Source organism: Sedimentimonas flavescens, assembly GCF_019264375.1.
In the GTDB taxonomy this organism is placed as follows: domain Bacteria; phylum Pseudomonadota; class Alphaproteobacteria; order Rhodobacterales; family Rhodobacteraceae; genus Rhodobacter; species Rhodobacter flavescens.
In genome coordinates this window covers 143,924-160,633 of the sequence record NZ_JAHVAI010000002.1, presented here as the reverse complement: position 1 = coordinate 160,633, position 16,710 = coordinate 143,924, and the positions used below count along the sequence as shown (strand labels likewise).

The following is a 16,710-nucleotide window of genomic DNA, read 5'->3' as shown; positions in this document are numbered from 1 at the left end:
ACCGCGAAGTTCAGGTGCCGCAGAAGGTCCGCAAAACCCGTTCGTCGGGCACTGGCGCCAGTTCGAACTCGGCGAATGCGGGGTCGTCGGCAAAGGGCGTGCGCAATGCGGCGCTTAGGCGCTCGAACGGGGCAAAGTTTCCATCCGTCGCGGCGACGATGACCTCTTCGATGCGGTGATTGCGCGGGATGCGCACCGGGTTCGCGGCAGCCATGGTCGCCGTGGGCGTTTCCTCGCGCGCAAGGCGGGCTTGCCAGGCGGGTGCCCATGTGTCGAAGGCGGCGGGGTCGATGAACTCGGCGCGCGCCTTACCGCTGCGCAGCCCGTGGAAGGTGCGGGTGAAATCGGCGCGCTCGACCGCCATACGGCTCAGCAGGTCTTCGATCAGGGGCCGGTCGTCCTCGGTTGCTGAGGAAAGGCCCAGTTTCGCGCCCATATAGCGCAGCCAGGCACCCTGGTAGATCGGGGCGAAGCCATGCACGGCCTCGGTCGCGGCCTCGATGGCCGCATCACGCTCTCCCATCAGGGGCAGCAGGCAGGTCGCCAGTTGCGCGAGGTTCCAGGCCGCGATCTGCGGCTGGTTGGCATAGGCATAGCGCCCGAATTGGTCGATCGAGGAAAAGACCGTCTGTGGGTGGTAATCATCCATGAAAGCGCAGGGGCCGAAGTCGATCGTCTCGCCCGAGAGCGCCATATTGTCGGTGTTCATCACGCCATGGATGAACCCCACGGACATCCAGCGAGCCACCAGATCAGCCTGCGCCGCGACGACGTCGCTCAGCAGGTCGAGCGGGCTTGTCGCGTCTGGATAGTGACGCGAAATCATGAAGTTGCAGAGCGATATTAGCGCATCTTCGTCGCCGCGCGCCGCAAAATACTGGAAGGTGCCAACACGTACATGGCTGGACGCCACGCGCGCAAGGATCGCGCCGGGGCGGCCCATTGCATCGCGCACCACAACCTCGCCCGTGGTAAGGGCCGCAAGCGCCCGCGTCGTGGGGATCCCAAGGGCGGCGAAAGCCTCGCTGACGATGTATTCGCGCAGAACGGGGCCGATCCATGCGCGCCCGTCTCCCCGACGCGAAAATGGCGTTCGGCCTGCACCCTTGAGCTGGATGTCAAAACGCGCGCCATCCGGCGCAACAACCTCACCCAGCAGGATCGCGCGGCCGTCGCCCAGGGTCGGCACCCAACCGCCAAACTGATGCCCGGCATAGGCCTGCGCCAAGGGCTCGGCGCCCGGCGGCATGGTGTTTCCGGCCAGCATTGCGATGCCTTCGGCGCTGGCAAGCCAATCGGCATCAAGCCCAAGCCGTTCCGCAAGCGGGCGGTTCAGCGCGGCAAGGCTTGGCGCCTTGACCGGCACGGGGTCCTGGCGTGCATAAAACCGCTCGGGCAGGCGGGCATAACTGTTGTCAAAGGGCAGGGTCATCGCATCTCCTTCGCCCGGATATAGCGCGCCTTTCGCGCCGCGCCAGCCCGACTAAAGGCGGGCAATGCGTTCGGTCAGCAGGGTGTAGAATCCTTCGGCGTCGAGCGAGCCCATGAAAAGCGCATTCGCCGGGCGGTCCGTCACGCGCCACCAGTCGGCGACGGTCATGCCCATGGTCAGTTCGGACCGGGTCTCGATCTCGACGTTGATGTGGCGGCCCTCGAACAGGTTGGGGTTCAGAAGGTAGGCGATCACGCAGGGGTCATGCAGTGGCGCGCCCTGGCTGCCATATTTCGCCATGTCGAAACGCTCGAAGAAATCGGTCCAACTGGCGACGGCATTGCCGACGCGGGTGCCAAGGGCGCGGAAGGCCTCGATCCGCGCGCGGGTGGTCAGCGCCTTATGCGTGACATCAAGTGGCATGACCACCAAAGGCACACAGGATTTGAACACGATCTCAGCAGCTTGCGGATCGACGTAAATGTTGAACTCGGCTGCGGGCGTGGTGTTGCCAACCTCGAAATAGGCGCCGCCCATCAGCACGATCTCGGCCACCTTCGGCACGATATCCGGCGCGCGGGTGAAGGCCGTGGCGATGTTCGTCAGCGGCCCCAGAGGGCACAGGGTTACGCTCCCTTCGGGGAGATCGCGCAGCGTCTCGATGATGAAATCGACGGCATGAGCATCCTGTAGGGCCATGGTCGGATCAGGTAGGGCGATCCCATCGAGCCCGGTCTTGCCGTGGACATACTCGGCGGTGACAAGGGCGCGCTGCATCGGGCGATCGCAGCCGGCGAAAATCTTGACCTCGGTCTTGCCGGCCAGTTCGCACACGACCCGCGCATTGCGTGTGGTCAGCGCCAGCGGCACGTTTCCGGCCACGCAGGTGATGCCCAGAACGTCCAGCTCAGGGCTCGCCAGCGCCAGAAGGAGGGCGACGGCGTCGTCCTGTCCGGGGTCGGTGTCGATGATGATCTTGCGCGGCATTGGGCTCTCCTTTCGGGCAGAGTGTCCGAGCCGCCGGGCGAAGTCCAGAGATCGCCGCGCGAAGAAAAAGGCCCCGGTTTCCCGAGGCCTTTCAGGCATTAGCCGTCGAAGTTCACTGCCTCGATCAGCTTCAGCGCTTCGGGGCGCAGGTTCGAGACGTCGACAAGGTTGATCGGGTCGGCGGTGAAGTCGCCCCAGCTTTCGACCAGCGCCGAGCGCTTGACGCCGTCCTTGACCGGGAACTCGTGGTTGGTCTCGGCGTAGATCGCCTGAGCTTCGTCCGAAGCCAGGAACTCCATCAGTTTCAGCGCGTTATCGCGGTTCGGTGCGGCCTTGGTCATTGCCACGCCCGAGATGTTCATATGCGTGCCCTGACCCTCGAAGGTCGGGAAGACGATGCGGACCGAGTCCGCCCAGGCTTTCTGCTCGGGGTCGGCGACCATCTGGCCCATGTAATAGGTGTTGCCAAGCGAGATGTCGCATTCGCCTGCCCAGATCGACTTGACCTGGCTGCGGTCATTGCCCTCGGGCTTCTTGGCGAGGTTGGCCTTGACGCCCTCAAGCCAGGCGGTGGTGGCCTCGGTGCCGTGATGGGCGAGGTAGGCCGCGGTCAGCGCCACGTTGTAATCCGAGGTGAAGGAGCGGGTGCAGATGCGGCCTTTCCACTTCGGGTCGGCCAGATCTTCGTAGGTGGTCACCTCGCCATCGGCCACGCGGTCGCGGCTGGCATAGACGATACGGGCGCGGCTGGTCAGACCAAACCATTGGTTCGCCGGATCGCGGAAGCTGGCGGGGACCGCGGCCTCAAGTGCGGGGTCTTCGACGGGCTGGATCACGCCGGCTTCCACGACCTGCTGGAGGCGCGCGATGTCCACGGTCATCACGAGGTCGGCGGGCGAGCGGCTGCCCTCGGCGACCAAGCGCTCGACCATGCCCTTTTCGACGAAGGCGACGTTCACACTGATGCCGGTTTCGGCGGTGAAGGCATCGAACAGCGGCTGCACCAGTTCGGGCTGACGATGCGAATAGACATTGACCTCGTCGGCGAGAGCGGGGGCGGCGACCAGAGCGGTCGAGAGGGCCAGGAAGATGCGCGTGTTCATTGGTGACTCCTTTAGTCAGAATTGCGCCTCTTAAACCCAACTCATGGTGCTTCGTCAATACCTGAGTAGAGTTCTCGGATAAATTCTTGTGACAAAAAAAGACGGGGGCCAAAGCCCCCGTTTCTGTCGTCCTTTGCTCAGATCGCCTCGGCGGCTTCAAGCTTCTCCAACGCCTCGATCCATAGCTCTTCGGCGCGGACCATCGCATCACGCGCCTCCGCGTGCTTGAGCAACCACTTGTCGCGCTCGGACGCGCGCGCGGCTTCGTAAAGCCCTGCATCTGCCAGCTTTTCGTCAAGCTTTCCAAGCATTTCCGACAGCTTGTTCACACGCTCTTCGCATTTGCGCGCCTCGGAGCGCAGGGCAAGGATCGCATCGCGCGAGGGCTTGGCGGGCTTGTCCTTGGCTTTCGGTGCGGGCCGCTCGGCCGGGTCGCCCGCCAGCAATTCGGCGCGGTATTGCTCCAGATCGCCGCCATAGGGCTGAACCGCGCCGCCCTTGACCAGCCACAGCCGGTCCGCCACGAGGCTGAGCAGGTGCATGTCGTGGCTGACAAGGATGACGGCGCCGGTATATGCGGTCAGTGCCTCGACCAGCGCCTCGCGGCTTTCGATGTCGAGGTGGTTCGTCGGTTCGTCAAGGATCAGCAGATGCGGCGCATCAAGCGTCGCAAGCAGCAGCGACAGTCGCGCCTTCTGCCCGCCCGAGAGCTTGCCGACATTCGTCTCGGCCTGATCGGCGCCAAGGCCGAACCCCGCCAGCCGTGCGCGCAGCTTGGATTGATGCTCTTCGGGGCGCAGGCGCTGAAGATGCAAGAGCGGCGTGGCGTTCAGGTCCAGCTCATCCACCTGATGCTGCGCGAAATAGCCGATCCGCAGCTTGGAGGAGCGGGTGATCGCGCCTTCCTCGACCTGCAACTTGCCCGCAAGCAGTTTCGAAAGGGTCGATTTGCCCTCGCCGTTCCGACCCAACAGGGCGATCCGGTCATCCTGGTCGATGCGCAGGCTCAGGCGGCGCAGGATCGGCGCGCCGCCATAGCCGACGGCGGCGCCTTCCATCGCGATGATCGGGGGCGAGAGCTGTTCGGGCGTGGGGAAGGTGAAGACCTGTTTGGCGGCCTCTTCCGGCGCGGTGATCGGCACCATCTTTTCGAGCATCTTCACGCGGGCCTGCGCCTGCACGGCCTTGCTGGCCTTGGCCTTGAAGCGATCGACGAAGCTTTGCAGATGGGCGCGGCGGGCTTCTTGCTTCTTGGCCTCGGCGACCAGAACGGCGCGCTGCTCGGCGCGGGTGCGGGCAAAGGTGTCGTAGCTGCCTTGATAAAGTGTCAGTCGACGGTTTTCGAGGTGCAGGATCGCGCCCACGGCCCGGTTCAGCAGGTCGCGGTCGTGCGAGATCACGATGACCGTATGCGGATAGCGCGCAAGGTATTGCTCCAGCCAGAGCGCGCCTTCGAGGTCGAGGTAGTTCGTCGGTTCGTCCAGCAGCAGAAGGTCAGGCTGCGAGAACAGCACCCCCGCCAGCGCTACGCGCATCCGCCAGCCGCCCGAGAAATCCGAGCAGGGGCGCCGCTGCGCCTCGGCGTCAAAGCCAAGCCCCTTGAGGATCGCCGAGGCACGGCCCTCGGCCGACCAGGCCTCAATATCGGCCAGCCGGGTCTGGATCTCGGCGATGCGGTGCGGGTCTGAGGCGTGCTCGGCTTCGGCCATCAGCGTGGCGCGTTCGGTGTCGGCGGCCAGCACCGTGTCGATCAGGCTTACATTGGACGAGGGCACCTCTTGCGCGACGCCGCCGATGCGGGCGCGGGCGGGCAGCGAGATCTCGCCGCCCTCCAGCGCCAACTCGCCCCGGATCAGGCGGAAAAGCGTGGTCTTGCCCGCGCCGTTCGCGCCGACAAGGCCCACCTTGTGGCCGTCGGGAATGGTGGCCGAGGCGCCCTCGAACAGAGGGCGGCCTTCGATCGAATAGGAAATGTCGGATATCTTGAGCATGGGCCAGCCATGCCCGAGCCCGACTGCGCCGTCAACGGTGGTTAGTCGAACAGGCCCGTCATCAGTTCTGCGTCGTAGCTGTGGAAGCCCACCATCGGCTGCTCGCCCTCTTCCGAGAAGACGAAGAGATTGAAGGCGTCGTTGAATAGCGCGACGCGGCAAAAGCGGCCCTCGGCGGCGAGGTCAACGGGGCAGACCGCGATATCGACATGGGGAACCGAGGCCTCGAACATCTCATAGGTGAAGGGCAGGGCGTTCGGCCCCACAGTCTCTTGCGCGGCCAGAGCAAGCGGGGCGATCAGGGCGGCGGCGAGTGGTAGCACGAAGCGGATATTCATGGGGAGCTCCTTGAGGATTTGCGCAAAGCTGACTTAAAAACTCGGGTATATGCAACGCGACATCCGGCCGCAGCTTTTTCCGCCGATCGACATTTTGGTCAGGTTTCGTGCAAAAGACATATCAAGGCGATAGAAATTGCGCATGGCAGGGGGTTTTCAAGCGCCAAACCCCATGCTAGCAGGCGCCAGAAGCAAAAATCCGACCCGGTGATCTCGCCGGGTAGTGTATCAGAAAGGGCCTCCCCTCATGGCTATCGAACGCACGCTCAGCATCATCAAGCCCGATGCGACTCGCCGCAACCTGACCGGCAAGATCAACGCCAAATTCGAAGAAGCGGGCCTGCGCATCGTCGCGCAGAAGCGCATCAAGCTGAGCCTCGAGCAGGCCGGCAAGTTCTACGAAGTCCACAAAGAGCGCCCCTTCTACGGCGAACTGTGCGAATTCATGGCTTCGGAGCCGGTTGTCGTGCAGGTGCTGGAAGGCGAAGGCGCGATCGCGAAGAACCGCGAAGTGATGGGCGCCACCAACCCGGCCCAGGCCGCTGACGGCACCATCCGCAAGGAATTCGCGCTCTCGGTTGGCGAGAACTCGGTCCACGGTTCGGACGCCCCGGAGACCGCAGCGGTCGAAATCGCGTTCTTCTTCTCGGGTCTGGAACTGGTCGGCTAACGCCGCAGCCCCACACCGATCTCATCAAGGGCCACCTCCAGCCGGAGGTGGCCCTTGTCATTTCCGGGGGTGCGCTGGCGCGCCTCGGCCTTGAGCGCGTCGAAACGCTCGCGCAGGGCGGCTTTCTCGGCGCCCCGGCAATCGTTCCAGGGGCGGCCCTGAAGCGCCATGACCAGCGCATAGTAACCGATGAAATGGGGAGGGTTCCCGGCGCGCATCCACGCCAGATAGGCGGCATCGGCCCCCATATCGCGCAGGGTCTCGGCGTCAGGGATACCCGCACGCTGAAAACCCTCCGCCGTGGCGGGGCCGATACCGTTGATGTCTGTCAAAGGGTTGGGCATGGCGGGATCAGCGAAGGGGACAAGCTACTGTGTCCCGTTGTTGTCCCGCAGGCAAGCTGCCTTAGATCGAGGCCCAGTCGTTGAAGGTCACGCCACCCTGTTGGGCGGTGGTGCCGGATTGCCCCTGCTGCTGGGGGGCAGATTTGGTTCCGGGCTTCTGCTGGTTGTCAGAGCCCATCTGTTGCGCGTGTTGCATCATCAGCCTCAGTAACCCGTCATGCCTAATTATTAGGCAGTTTGAAAACGGGAGTGCGGCGCCAGATACGACTGGTTCTTCGTTTAGGCAAGAACAGATATGGCGTTTGGCAAGGCCTCGCGCGGATGTGACCGCGCTGCTACGCCGCGACGCCCAATCGCTTAGTTGAGCGCCGCCTGAGCCGCCGTGGCTGAGGCGCCCGAGCGGCGGTTCGTTCCGCAAATCGAAATCGGCTGAGCCGTGGGCAGGCGCAGAAGATGCTCCAACGCCGCATTGTCCTCAATCAGGTCGGCGAGGGTGCGGCGGTCCATCGTGGCATAGAATGCCTCGAGTGCCTCCAGCAGCGCCTCGCGGAACATGCAGGCCTCGTGTAGCGGGCAGGTGTTGGTTTCCAGATCGAAGCATTCCGCGAAGGGCAGGGTGGCCTCGAAGGCGCGCAGCACCTCGCCCACGCCGATCTGATCCATCGGGCGCGCCAGTCGCAACCCGCCCGAGCGGCCGCGCTGCGTTTCGATGAAGCCGCGCTGAGCGAGCGTATTGACCACCTGCGCCAGGTGATTTTCGGACGCGTTGCAGGCCTCGGCGATCTCATGCTTGCGCACGATGCGATCCGGGTTCACGGCGCAGAACATCAAGGTCCGCATGGCAAGGTTCGTTCGTGTGGTCAGTCGCATCGCAATGTCCTCTGGATAGGTCTGTTTACGACAGAACAGCGGCGCGGGACTTGACTTAGATCAGGTATCGAAAATGCACCAAATGAAACGCGACTCTTGGCGGTTTTCCGCCATCGGCCCGTGGCCAAGACAGCGCCGCGGAAGGCTTGACCTTTGCGCTTGCTCGGGTCAGCTAGGGCAAAACGATGAGGTGTGCGATGGCACTGGAAGATGCCAAGAACGAGATCGACATGGCGTTCACGCGTCAGGACCTGCGCGGGCTGGCGTTTGAGAACGCCTTCGCCGGTGCGACCAGCTTCCTGCGCCGCCGCTACAGCAAGGATCTGACCGGGGTCGATCTGGCTGTTACCGGCGTGCCCTTCGATCAGGCGGTCACGCATCGCCCCGGCACGCGCTTCGGGCCGCGCGCCATCCGCGAAGCCTCGACCCTGCAAGCCTTCGATGCGCCTTACGGTTGGGGCTATGATCCGCTGAGCGAGATGAGCGTGGTCGACTACGGCGATGTGGCCTTCGATTACGCGCATACGGCCTCGTTCCCCGACCGGGTGCAGGCGCATATCGCGCACATTCTGGCGGCAGGCGCGGGGACGGTGACGCTTGGCGGCGACCATTTCATCACACTGCCCATCCTGCGGGCCTATGCCGAGAGGTTCGGCCCCGTCGCGCTGATCCAGTTCGACGCCCATTCCGATACCTGGGCCGATGACGACATGAGCCGGATCGACCACGGCACGTTCCTCTACAAGGCGATCAAGCTGGGCCTCGTCGAGGCGCCGACGACGGTCTCGGTTGGCATCCGCACCGACAATCCCGATACGCTCGGGGTGAATACTCTCGACGCGCCCTTCGTGCATCAGCGCGGCGTCGATGAGACTGTCGCGCGGATCAAGGATATTGTCGGATCCCGGCCGACCTATGTGACCTTCGATATCGATTGCCTCGATCCGGCCTTCGCGCCGGGGACTGGCACGCCGGTCTGGGGCGGGCTGGCCAGTTGGCAGGCGGCGGCGATCTTGCGCGGGCTTGCCGGGATCAATCTGGTCGGGGGCGATGTCGTCGAGGTCTCGCCGCCCTATGACACGACCGGGGCAACCGCCATCGCGGGCGCGCATGTCGCGATGGAGCTGATCGCGCTTTACGGTTGGACGCGCCGGAGCACCGCATGATCTTACGCCTCGTTCTGGCGGCCCTTGTTCTCGCCGTGCTGGCTTTTGCGGTCTGGGTGCGGCTGGCCCCGCTTCCGGCGGACCGCTATCACCGGATGGACAGCGCCAATGTACCCGGCGACTGGCCCATGCGCGGCGGGTTCGAGGCCGTGCGCCAGGTGCCGGAGCCGCGCGCGGCGCTGGTGGCCCTTGCCCAGGCGGCCGAACTGACCCCGCGCACCGAACTGCTGGAGGGCAGCGTTGAAGAGGGCCTATTGACCTTCGTGACACGCTCGGCGGTCTGGGGATTCCCGGATATTTCGAACATCTGGATTGATGGTGACCGGGTGCATCTGCGTGCCCATCTGGTGTTCGGCGGGAACGACTTCGGCGTGAACCGCGCGCGGGTCGAGGGCTGGCTGGCGCTTGCCGGGCTCTAGGATCTGTTGCGCGGAAATCACGCGCAAAACTCCCTCGGGGCGCCACCTTGCAGGCCAACCTGCGACCCCCTATTTGACCCAGAGGCGAGTGGGGACATCATGCGCATCGCACTACATTACTTTTCCTGGGCGTTCGGTTTCACGGCTCTGGGCCTGGCACTCGCGATCTGGCTCGGCTGGGCCTATTCGGGCACGCTGAGCGGCACGTTCGCCTTCTTCGTGATCGCAGCCGTGCTCGCGGTGCTTGAGATCTCGCTGTCTTTCGACAACGCTATCGTCAACGCCAACAAGCTCAAGCAGATGACACCCGAGTGGCAGCACCGCTTCCTGACCTGGGGTATCGTGATCGCGGTCTTCGGGATGCGGATCCTGTTCCCGCTTCTGGTCGTGGTGATTGCCGCCGGCATTGGCCCGATCGAGGCGGTGAAGCTTGCGGCGACGCAACCCGCCGAATACGCCCGCATCATCGGCTCGGCGCATGTGTCCATCGCTGCGTTCGGCGGTGCGTTCCTGATGATGGTCGCGCTGAACTACTTCATCGACGAAGGCAAGGAAGTCGACTGGATCGCCGCGCTGGAGCGGCGCCTGCGCGCCTGCGCCTCGATCCGCGGGCTTGAAATCGGCCTCGTCCTGAGCGTGGTCATGCTGTTCACCTGGGTGCTTCCGCCCGGAACCGAAGGTGAGTTTCTGTTCGCCGCTTGCGCGGGGCTTTTGACCTTCCTGGGTGTCGAGGTTCTGGGGCACGTGCTCGACCGCGCCTCGCTTGCCAGCGAAGCGGCGAAGGGCGGCATCGGCGCCTTCCTTTACCTTGAGGTACTCGACGCTTCGTTCAGCTTCGACGGTGTCATCGGTGCCTTCGCCTTAACGCAGAACCTCTTCCTGATCGCCATCGGCCTTGGCATTGGCGCGATGTATGTGCGCTCAATGACGATCATGCTGGTCGAGAAGAACACGCTGGCCGAGTTTCGCTACCTCGAACATGGCGCGTTCTGGTCGATCCTGATCCTTTCGGGGATCATGTTCGCGCAGACGCTGTGGCATATTCCCGAGGTCGCGACGGGCCTGATCGGGGCGGCTTTCATCGGCCTGTCGTTGCTTTCCTCGCTGCGCTTCAACCGCCGCAGCGCGCGATAATCACCGAAAATCCCTCCGTTTTGAGGGGTTTTGCCCGAGATTTGAGCATTTCGCTGGCTCGACAGGGCGCGCCTACCGCGTCATCCTGACTTTAACAGGAACACGAGCTGTCCGTGCGGTCGCGCCGCGTGACGGCGCTGGCAAGGTAACGGCATGTCCACTCCCTATTCCCGCTTCACCCCTCTTGGGCTTTGTTTTCTGCTCGCCGCGCTTTCGCTGGTCGGGCTTGTGCTTTCGGCGTGGTTCTGGGTTCCAGCGCTGATCTTCGGCGCTCTCGGTTTCGTGGGCATCTTCGACTTGATCCAGACGCGCCGTGCGGTTCTGCGCAACTACCCGATCCTTGGCCACATGCGCTATATGTTTGAGAGTATCCGCCCCGAGATCCGCCAGTACCTGATCGAGAGCGATCAGGACGAAGAGCCTTTCTCGCGCGAGCTGCGCACCATCGTCTACCAGCGCGCCAAGAACGTCGAGGACAAGCGCCCCTTCGGCACCCGGATGCGGGTCTACGATTCCGGCTATCAGTGGCTGACCCACTCGGTGCGGCCCAAGCACATCACTGACACGAACTTCCGCGTCACCATCGGTGGGCCGGACTGCAAGCAGCCCTATTCGGCGTCGATCTACAACATCTCGGCCATGAGCTTCGGCGCACTTTCGTCGAACGCCATCGAGGCGCTGAACCGTGGCGCCAAGGCAGGCAAATTCGCGCATGACACGGGCGAGGGCGGTATTTCGCGCTATCACCGCACCGGCGGCGGCGATCTGATCTATGAGGTCGGCTCGGGCTACTTCGGTTGCCGTGATGCTGCGGGCGCGTTCAGCCCCGAGAAGTTCGCTGAGACTGCGGCAGATCCACAGGTCAAGATGATCGAGATCAAGCTGAGCCAGGGCGCCAAGCCCGGTCATGGCGGGATGTTGCCCGCCGCCAAGATCAGCCCGGAAATCGCCGAGGCGCGCGGCGTGCCGATGGGGGTGGATTGCATCTCGCCCGCCTCGCATTCCGCGTTCTCGACCCCGCTCGAGATGATGCAGTTCATCGCGCAACTGCGCGAGTTGTCGGGTGGTAAACCGGTGGGCTTCAAGCTGTGCATCGGTCACCGGCGCGAGTTCATGTGCATGGTCAAGGCGATGCTGGAAACCGGCATCACCCCCGATTTCATCGTGGTCGACGGCAAGGAGGGCGGCACCGGCGCCGCTCCGCTGGAATTCGCCAACCACATGGGGATGCCGCTGGTCGAGGGGCTGACCTTCGCCCACAACACGCTGCGCGGCGCGGGCCTGCGCGAACGCATCAAGATCGGCGCCAGCGGCAAGCTGGTCACCGCGTTCGACATCGCGCGCGTGCTGGCGCTTGGGGCCGACTGGGCGAATTCGGCTCGTGGCTTCATGTTCGCCATCGGCTGTATCCAGGCGCAGGCCTGCCATACCAATCGCTGCCCGGTGGGCGTGGCGACGCAAGACAAGATGCGCGCGCGGGCGCTGGTTGTGCCCGACAAGGCCGAGCGTGTCGCCAATTTCCACGGCAACACGATGAAGGCACTGGCCGAGATGACCGGCGCCGCTGGCCTTGAGCATCCCGGTGGCTTCCTTCCGCACCACTTCCTGATGCGCGAAAAGGACGGCGAGATGGTCGTCGCCGACGAGGTTTATCCCTACATGCCGGAGGGCTTCCTGCTGCGCGAGGATGATGAGCGGTTCGGTTACCTCAAGCGCTGGCGCCGTGCGCGCGCAGCGGCCTTCGAGCCGATCGACAGCGGTGTCTGAGAATAGAGGGCGGGCCTGGTGGTGGGGTCAAGCCCGCCCCTGAAGCCGGTCACACAGTGGTCCCGGGTGACGAAGCCTGGTTCAGGGGCTTCGGGCAGCTAGCACCCGGCTTCTTGACCCGGCTGCTTCCAGGTTAGCGGCAACGCATTACTGGGCAGTCTGTCTGACCAGTATAGGACAGTTTCACAATTTTGCCACAATTCATCGCGGCCCGAAGGCAGAAATCTGTGGTCTCACGCCCCGATCTGCATGAGGTCGTAGGGCGTGCCCTGATAGATCTCATTGATCCAGTTGCCATAGAGCAGATGCGCGTGGCTGCGCCACCGGTTGGTTGGCACGCGCGCGGGGTCATCGTCCGGGTAGTAATTGGCCGGAACGTTGATCGGTTTGCCCGCCGAGACGTCGCGGTCATACTCTTCCTTCAGCGTGCCCGAGTCATATTCGAGGTGGTTGAAGATATAGAGCGCGCGGTGGCAGCTGTCCTCCACGAGGCAGGGGCCTGTCTCATCCGAGGCGATCAGCGTCTTGAGGCCCGCAGCGTCGATCTCGTCCTGATGCATCTCGGTCCAGCGGCTGACCGGGATCAGCACATCGTCCGAGAATCCGCGCAGATAGGGCGAGGCGGGCGACAGGTTGCGGTGCCGGAAGCAGCCGAAGGCCTTGTGATCAAGGATGTGCTTGTGCACGCCGTGGAAGTAGTGCGCCATTGCCATGCCGCCCCAGCACACGCCGAAGGTGGAAAAGACATGGCTCTGCGTCCAGTCGAAGATCCGCGTCAACTCGTCCCAATAGGTCACCTCCTCAAAGGGCAGGTGCTCGATCGGGGCGCCGGTGATGATCAGCCCGTCGAACTTCTCGCCCGAGGCCTCGACCTCTGCGAAGGGGCGATAGAAGGCCTCCATATGCTCGGCGGCGGTGTTCCTGGTCTGATGCTCGGTCATACGGATCAGCTGGAAGTCGATCTGCAGGGGCGTCGCGCCGATCAGCCGGGCGAACTGGTTCTCGGTCTGGATTTTCTTGGGCATCAGGTTCAGCAGCGCGATCCGGATCGGACGGATGTCCTGCATTGCCGCGCGCCCGGGCGACATCACCATGACGCCTTCCTTCGAGAGGATGTCGAAGGCGGGAAGCGTCTCGGGTAGGGTGATGGGCATGGGTCTCTCCGGGGTCCTGCTGGCCGGGGTTGGTCAGTTTGGGTTGGCGTTCGATCTCAGGCGGGAAGTGCCGCCGCGATCAGCGATGTAAAGTCTTTCTCGTCGCGGACAAGGGCCACGTCTTCTGCCTTGACCTTGACGCCCCAATGCTCGGCCATGGCGGCGTAGCGGGGCTGGCGGTGTTGGAGCGCCTGCCGATAGGTCCAGCGCACGAAATCGTCGGGGTTGACCTCGTCTTCCTTCAGGCCGCGCTCGACGCGGTATTGCACCCATTTCCGTTCGAGGAATTCGGGCTGGTAGTACATCGGCTTCGGCGCGCGGTCGAAGCGGCGCACCAGTTCCTCGGTATGGGCCTCGGAACCCTCGATCCAGACCATGAGGAAGTTCTCGGACAGGGCGCGCAGGATCGGGTCGGCCGGGTCGGTGGGGTCCACCACCTCGCAGATCGAGCCGCCGGAATCGCAGACGAAACTGGTGATGCCGTAGATCTCACGGGCGCGGCGAACGAAATGCACCGTGTCGAGCAGCGCGGCCTTCTCGGCGGCGCGATGCTGGTTCTGGCGGCGCATGTATTCCTCGAACGGCAATCCGCCCTTGGCCTCGGAGCCCGGCTTGCCGAGATAGGTGGATAGCGGCGCGAGGTTATCGAAGGTGATGTTCGAGGCGATATAGACGCTGTCGGTCAGCAGCAGCTCGCGCAGGAAGGGGCTTTTCATCGCCTCGCGCTTGAAGTTGTCGGCGATGAATTCGCCCATGTAGCGCGTGCCGATCCGGTAATCGACCGAGTAGTGGAACCACCCCGTGCCGCGCAGCATGGCCGAGAGATAGGTCTTGCCCAGGCCAGACATGCCGAACAGCAGCACTCGCTTCTGGCTTGCCGCCAACCATTCTGCGCGATTGGAATAAATCATCCCGGTCCCCTTGCTTTGGCCCGGTTTAGCGCGGCCCGCCGCCGCCGTCACGGGGTTTTGGTGCGGTTGAGCACGACAAGCCCCACCGCCAGCAGGCCAAACCCGGCCAAGGCGTTAAGGCCGACCCTCTCGCCATAGACCAGCGCGCCCGCGACGATGGCGACCGGCGGGATCAGCAGCGTTACCAAAAGCAGGTTGCCCGATCCCGCAAGCGCGAGGATCCGGTAGTAGAGGATATAGGCCAGCGCCGAGCACCCGGCCGCGAGCCAGATCAGACCGACCCAGACCGAGGGTGCCCAGTCAAAATCCGGAACGCCCTCGATGGTCAGCATGGCGGGCACCATCCAGAGGGTCGCGCCACTCAGCATTCCGGCTGCGGCGACCTCGGGGGCCAGTCCGCGCGTGGCGTGGCGCGCGTAGGCGCCCGCGAAGCCGTAGGCGATCGAGGCGCCGATCACCGCCATCTGGCCCGCCGAGGCAAGGTCAAAGCCCGCGAGCGCATCCGGTCCGATCGCCAGAACCACCCCGGCAAAGCCGATCAGAACCCCAAGGGCCCTGGCGCTGGTCAGTCGCTCATCCGCAAAGACCGCCGCCGCGATCACCACGCCGAAGATTGCGGTCGAGGCATTCAGGATCGAGGCCAGCCCCGAGTCGATGTGCTTTTGCCCCCAGACGATCAGGCTGAACGGTATGGCATTGTTCAGCGCCCCCATGATCACGAAACGTGACAGGATACGCCGGTCGTTCGGTACGGGCAGGTGTCGATAGAGAACCCAGGCCCATAGCACCGCCGCCCCCAGGGCCACCCGGAAGGTGACGACCGTCAGCACGCCCGCGCCCGCAAGTGCCGCGCGATTGGACAGGAACGATGTCCCCCAGATCAGGGCAAGCGCCCCCAGGAGGATCCAGGCAAGCAGCGAGATACGGGTTTGGGACAGGCTCTGGTTCATGGCGCGACGCTACCGTTGGTCAACGGCTTTCACCACCCGAAACCTGCGAAAAGAAACACCCCGCACGATGGCGGGGTGTTTGCGGGTTTTTGGAAGCGCGACGCCTTAGAACGAGTAGCCCACGCGAAGGCCAAAGGCGATGGCTGTGTTGTCCTCGAACTCTGCGAAGGTGCCGCAGTCCTGGTTGGGGCATTGCCCGCCAAGGAATGCCGAGGGAACCTCGGTCTTGGTATCGCCGATCATGACATAGCGCACGCCACCGGTGATCTTGAGGTTGTCGCGCGTGTAGGTGGCGGCAAGGCCAAGCGCGGTTGCGCCATCGGTCGGGCCAAGGTTGCCAGCGTATCCGCCTGTGCCGGCTTCATGGCTGACGAAGACAGCGCCCGACCAGTTCTGGTTGAAGCGGCGCCCGACACCCAGAGTGTAGGTGATCGTGTCGTCCTCGTAGGAAACCAGTGCGTCCTTGAAGTGGTTCGAAGGTGCGTTGGTATACATGTAGGGCGAGATGTCGAAGGCACTCCAGTCAACCCAGCGAACCGAGCCGAACACCAGCGTGTCTTTCGCGATGCCGGTCTGACCCTCAAGCAGGATCGATTGCGGGATATCGGTCTCGAACTCGGTGTCGAAAGTGAAGCCGCCGGCGACCTCGGTCGCGTCGAACTCGTGGCTGACGGCCGAATTGTACGTCAGGGCGACACGAGCCGCGATCTCGGGCTTCTCCCATGCAACGCCGACAACGTAACCGAAGTCGGTCTCGGTCGAAGTCTGCATATCGTAGCCAGTGAACAGATGGACCCGACCACTGGTCTTGATCGCGCGTACACCGCCGATAACGCTGAAGTTGTTCGGCAGCTTGTAGCGCAGCAGCGCCGTCGTCGCGAGCGCGTTCACGTCAGCCGTCGAGCCCCCGTAGAGGTAACCCGTCATCGGATAGGAGACGTCGGCGCCAATCGGCTCGTCCACGATCAGGGCGAAGTCCAGCTTCTCGTTGACCTTCAGCTTAAAGCCCAGGCTGTAGGTGTTATAGTTTTCCGTCATGTCGCCGGAATCTGCGCCAACAAAAGCTGCGCTCGGATACGGGAACATCTGCGTTCCCGACACTTCTGGCTTCACGCGGCCCATGTTGAATTCGATGTAATTCCCCTCTTCAAAGAGGAGAGCTACCGACTGTGCGGATCTCTCGATCCCCCCTGCATTGACCGCGCTGGCGCACAAGGCCACGGCGCTGGCCGATAGTAAGACACGTCCCATTTCTACCTCTTCCCTACGTGCTTGCTTCTTGTTTTTTCAGTGAAGCTAGCATGACGTTAACGTGAATTATTTCGGTCTGGGCAGTGACGTGGCGTCGCACTTTTCGGTGCCCGGGGGGTGCCCCGACGTCACGTGGCACAAGTGCCACGCTTCGGTGCGCGGCGCGACTTAACGGATCATTGAAGTGATTCCCAGACCTGCCATCCAAAGCACCGAAAGCGTG

17 protein-coding genes are annotated in these 16,710 nt (G+C 63.7%); 5 read left to right on the top strand and 12 right to left on the bottom strand.

Annotation, left to right across the window (positions count from 1 at the left end):
• Nucleotides 1-10 precede the first annotated feature (10 nt).
• The 5 genes from KTQ37_RS03855 to KTQ37_RS03835 form a co-directional block, all read right to left on the bottom strand.
• Nucleotides 11-1,432 carry a protein adenylyltransferase SelO gene (locus KTQ37_RS03855; RefSeq protein WP_218629158.1) on the bottom strand — a complete coding sequence of 474 codons (1,422 nt, stop codon included), beginning with the start codon at nucleotides 1,430-1,432 and terminating at the stop codon, nucleotides 11-13.
• Between the two features lie 51 nt (nucleotides 1,433-1,483).
• Nucleotides 1,484-2,419, bottom strand: a complete 936-nt coding sequence (locus KTQ37_RS03850) for a nucleoside hydrolase (protein WP_218629157.1) — start codon at nucleotides 2,417-2,419, stop codon at nucleotides 1,484-1,486.
• Nucleotides 2,420-2,517: 98 nt separating this feature from the next.
• Nucleotides 2,518-3,522 carry a Fe(3+) ABC transporter substrate-binding protein gene (locus KTQ37_RS03845; RefSeq protein WP_218629156.1) on the bottom strand — a complete coding sequence of 335 codons (1,005 nt, stop codon included), beginning with the start codon at nucleotides 3,520-3,522 and terminating at the stop codon, nucleotides 2,518-2,520.
• Between the two features lie 137 nt (nucleotides 3,523-3,659).
• Complete coding sequence (locus KTQ37_RS03840) at nucleotides 3,660-5,513, bottom strand: ABC-F family ATP-binding cassette domain-containing protein (protein WP_218629155.1); 1,854 nt, start codon at nucleotides 5,511-5,513, stop codon at nucleotides 3,660-3,662.
• Nucleotides 5,514-5,554: 41 nt separating this feature from the next.
• A complete protein-coding gene (locus KTQ37_RS03835) occupies nucleotides 5,555-5,851 on the bottom strand; it encodes a hypothetical protein (protein WP_218629154.1) in 297 nt (98 codons plus the stop codon).
• Nucleotides 5,852-6,098: 247 nt separating this feature from the next.
• Between KTQ37_RS03835 and ndk the strand changes: the two genes are divergently transcribed.
• Nucleotides 6,099-6,521, top strand: a complete 423-nt coding sequence (gene ndk / locus KTQ37_RS03830; protein ID WP_218629153.1) for a nucleoside-diphosphate kinase — start codon at nucleotides 6,099-6,101, stop codon at nucleotides 6,519-6,521.
• Here ndk and KTQ37_RS03825 read toward each other — a convergent pair.
• The 3 genes from KTQ37_RS03825 to KTQ37_RS03820 form a co-directional block, all read right to left on the bottom strand.
• Nucleotides 6,518-6,865: a TfoX/Sxy family DNA transformation protein gene (locus tag KTQ37_RS03825; protein WP_218629152.1), complete on the bottom strand. Its 348-nt coding sequence runs from the start codon at nucleotides 6,863-6,865 to the stop codon at nucleotides 6,518-6,520. The genes ndk and KTQ37_RS03825 overlap by 4 nt on opposite strands.
• 61 nt (nucleotides 6,866-6,926) lie before the next feature.
• On the bottom strand, nucleotides 6,927-7,061 hold the full coding sequence (locus tag KTQ37_RS16845) for a hypothetical protein (protein WP_255697076.1): 135 nt from the start codon (nucleotides 7,059-7,061) through the stop codon (nucleotides 6,927-6,929).
• Nucleotides 7,062-7,222: 161 nt separating this feature from the next.
• Nucleotides 7,223-7,735: an RrF2 family transcriptional regulator gene (locus tag KTQ37_RS03820; RefSeq protein ID WP_218629151.1), complete on the bottom strand. Its 513-nt coding sequence runs from the start codon at nucleotides 7,733-7,735 to the stop codon at nucleotides 7,223-7,225.
• A gap of 197 nt (nucleotides 7,736-7,932) precedes the next feature.
• Here KTQ37_RS03820 and speB point away from each other — a divergent pair, with 197 nt between their 5' ends.
• The 4 genes from speB to KTQ37_RS03800 all read left to right on the top strand — a co-directional run bounded on the left by speB (nucleotide 7,933) and on the right by KTQ37_RS03800 (nucleotide 12,221).
• Nucleotides 7,933-8,901 (top strand): agmatinase, encoded by a 969-nt coding sequence (gene speB, locus KTQ37_RS03815; RefSeq protein WP_218629150.1) that lies wholly within the window; start codon nucleotides 7,933-7,935, stop codon nucleotides 8,899-8,901.
• Nucleotides 8,898-9,320: a DUF1499 domain-containing protein gene (locus tag KTQ37_RS03810; RefSeq protein WP_218629149.1), complete on the top strand. Its 423-nt coding sequence runs from the start codon at nucleotides 8,898-8,900 to the stop codon at nucleotides 9,318-9,320. The genes speB and KTQ37_RS03810 overlap by 4 nt, the downstream gene beginning before the upstream one ends.
• A 99-nt stretch (nucleotides 9,321-9,419) precedes the next feature.
• Nucleotides 9,420-10,454, top strand: a complete 1,035-nt coding sequence (locus tag KTQ37_RS03805; protein WP_218629148.1) for a DUF475 domain-containing protein — start codon at nucleotides 9,420-9,422, stop codon at nucleotides 10,452-10,454.
• Nucleotides 10,455-10,607: 153 nt separating this feature from the next.
• Nucleotides 10,608-12,221, top strand: a complete 1,614-nt coding sequence (locus KTQ37_RS03800) for an FMN-binding glutamate synthase family protein (RefSeq protein WP_218629147.1) — start codon at nucleotides 10,608-10,610, stop codon at nucleotides 12,219-12,221.
• A gap of 233 nt (nucleotides 12,222-12,454) precedes the next feature.
• Here KTQ37_RS03800 and KTQ37_RS03795 read toward each other — a convergent pair whose 3' ends face one another.
• The 4 genes from KTQ37_RS03795 to KTQ37_RS03780 form a co-directional block, all read right to left on the bottom strand.
• Nucleotides 12,455-13,375, bottom strand: a complete 921-nt coding sequence (locus KTQ37_RS03795; protein ID WP_218629146.1) for a homoserine O-succinyltransferase — start codon at nucleotides 13,373-13,375, stop codon at nucleotides 12,455-12,457.
• Nucleotides 13,376-13,431: 56 nt separating this feature from the next.
• The gene (locus tag KTQ37_RS03790) at nucleotides 13,432-14,286 is read right to left on the bottom strand and encodes an ATPase (RefSeq protein WP_218629145.1); all 855 of its coding nucleotides are present in this window, start codon (nucleotides 14,284-14,286) and stop codon (nucleotides 13,432-13,434) included.
• 47 nt (nucleotides 14,287-14,333) lie between these two features.
• On the bottom strand, nucleotides 14,334-15,236 hold the full coding sequence (locus tag KTQ37_RS03785; RefSeq protein ID WP_218629144.1) for a DMT family transporter: 903 nt from the start codon (nucleotides 15,234-15,236) through the stop codon (nucleotides 14,334-14,336).
• 105 nt (nucleotides 15,237-15,341) lie between these two features.
• The gene (locus KTQ37_RS03780) at nucleotides 15,342-16,487 is read right to left on the bottom strand and encodes an outer membrane protein transport protein (protein ID WP_218629143.1); all 1,146 of its coding nucleotides are present in this window, start codon (nucleotides 16,485-16,487) and stop codon (nucleotides 15,342-15,344) included.
• Between the last annotated feature and the right edge of the window lie 223 nt (nucleotides 16,488-16,710).

What these genes read in the sequence shown, in the direction of transcription:
- KTQ37_RS03835 (WP_218629154.1), bottom strand. Translation starts at nt 5,851, where the DNA reads ATGAATATCCGCTTCGTGCTACCACTCGCCGCCGCCCTGATCGCCCCG.
- KTQ37_RS03785 (WP_218629144.1), bottom strand. Translation starts at nt 15,236, where the DNA reads ATGAACCAGAGCCTGTCCCAAACCCGTATCTCGCTGCTTGCCTGGATC.
- KTQ37_RS03855 (WP_218629158.1), bottom strand. Translation starts at nt 1,432, where the DNA reads ATGACCCTGCCCTTTGACAACAGTTATGCCCGCCTGCCCGAGCGGTTT.
- KTQ37_RS03820 (WP_218629151.1), bottom strand. Translation starts at nt 7,735, where the DNA reads ATGCGACTGACCACACGAACGAACCTTGCCATGCGGACCTTGATGTTC.
- KTQ37_RS03810 (WP_218629149.1), top strand. Translation starts at nt 8,898, where the DNA reads ATGATCTTACGCCTCGTTCTGGCGGCCCTTGTTCTCGCCGTGCTGGCT.
- KTQ37_RS03795 (WP_218629146.1), bottom strand. Translation starts at nt 13,375, where the DNA reads ATGCCCATCACCCTACCCGAGACGCTTCCCGCCTTCGACATCCTCTCG.
- KTQ37_RS03805 (WP_218629148.1), top strand. Translation starts at nt 9,420, where the DNA reads ATGCGCATCGCACTACATTACTTTTCCTGGGCGTTCGGTTTCACGGCT.
- ndk (WP_218629153.1), top strand. Translation starts at nt 6,099, where the DNA reads ATGGCTATCGAACGCACGCTCAGCATCATCAAGCCCGATGCGACTCGC.
- KTQ37_RS03850 (WP_218629157.1), bottom strand. Translation starts at nt 2,419, where the DNA reads ATGCCGCGCAAGATCATCATCGACACCGACCCCGGACAGGACGACGCC.
- KTQ37_RS03800 (WP_218629147.1), top strand. Translation starts at nt 10,608, where the DNA reads ATGTCCACTCCCTATTCCCGCTTCACCCCTCTTGGGCTTTGTTTTCTG.
- KTQ37_RS03780 (WP_218629143.1), bottom strand. Translation starts at nt 16,487, where the DNA reads ATGGGACGTGTCTTACTATCGGCCAGCGCCGTGGCCTTGTGCGCCAGC.
- KTQ37_RS03825 (WP_218629152.1), bottom strand. Translation starts at nt 6,865, where the DNA reads ATGCCCAACCCTTTGACAGACATCAACGGTATCGGCCCCGCCACGGCG.
- KTQ37_RS03845 (WP_218629156.1), bottom strand. Translation starts at nt 3,522, where the DNA reads ATGAACACGCGCATCTTCCTGGCCCTCTCGACCGCTCTGGTCGCCGCC.
- KTQ37_RS03840 (WP_218629155.1), bottom strand. Translation starts at nt 5,513, where the DNA reads ATGCTCAAGATATCCGACATTTCCTATTCGATCGAAGGCCGCCCTCTG.
- KTQ37_RS03790 (WP_218629145.1), bottom strand. Translation starts at nt 14,286, where the DNA reads ATGATTTATTCCAATCGCGCAGAATGGTTGGCGGCAAGCCAGAAGCGA.
- KTQ37_RS16845 (WP_255697076.1), bottom strand. Translation starts at nt 7,061, where the DNA reads ATGCAACACGCGCAACAGATGGGCTCTGACAACCAGCAGAAGCCCGGA.
- speB (WP_218629150.1), top strand. Translation starts at nt 7,933, where the DNA reads ATGGCACTGGAAGATGCCAAGAACGAGATCGACATGGCGTTCACGCGT.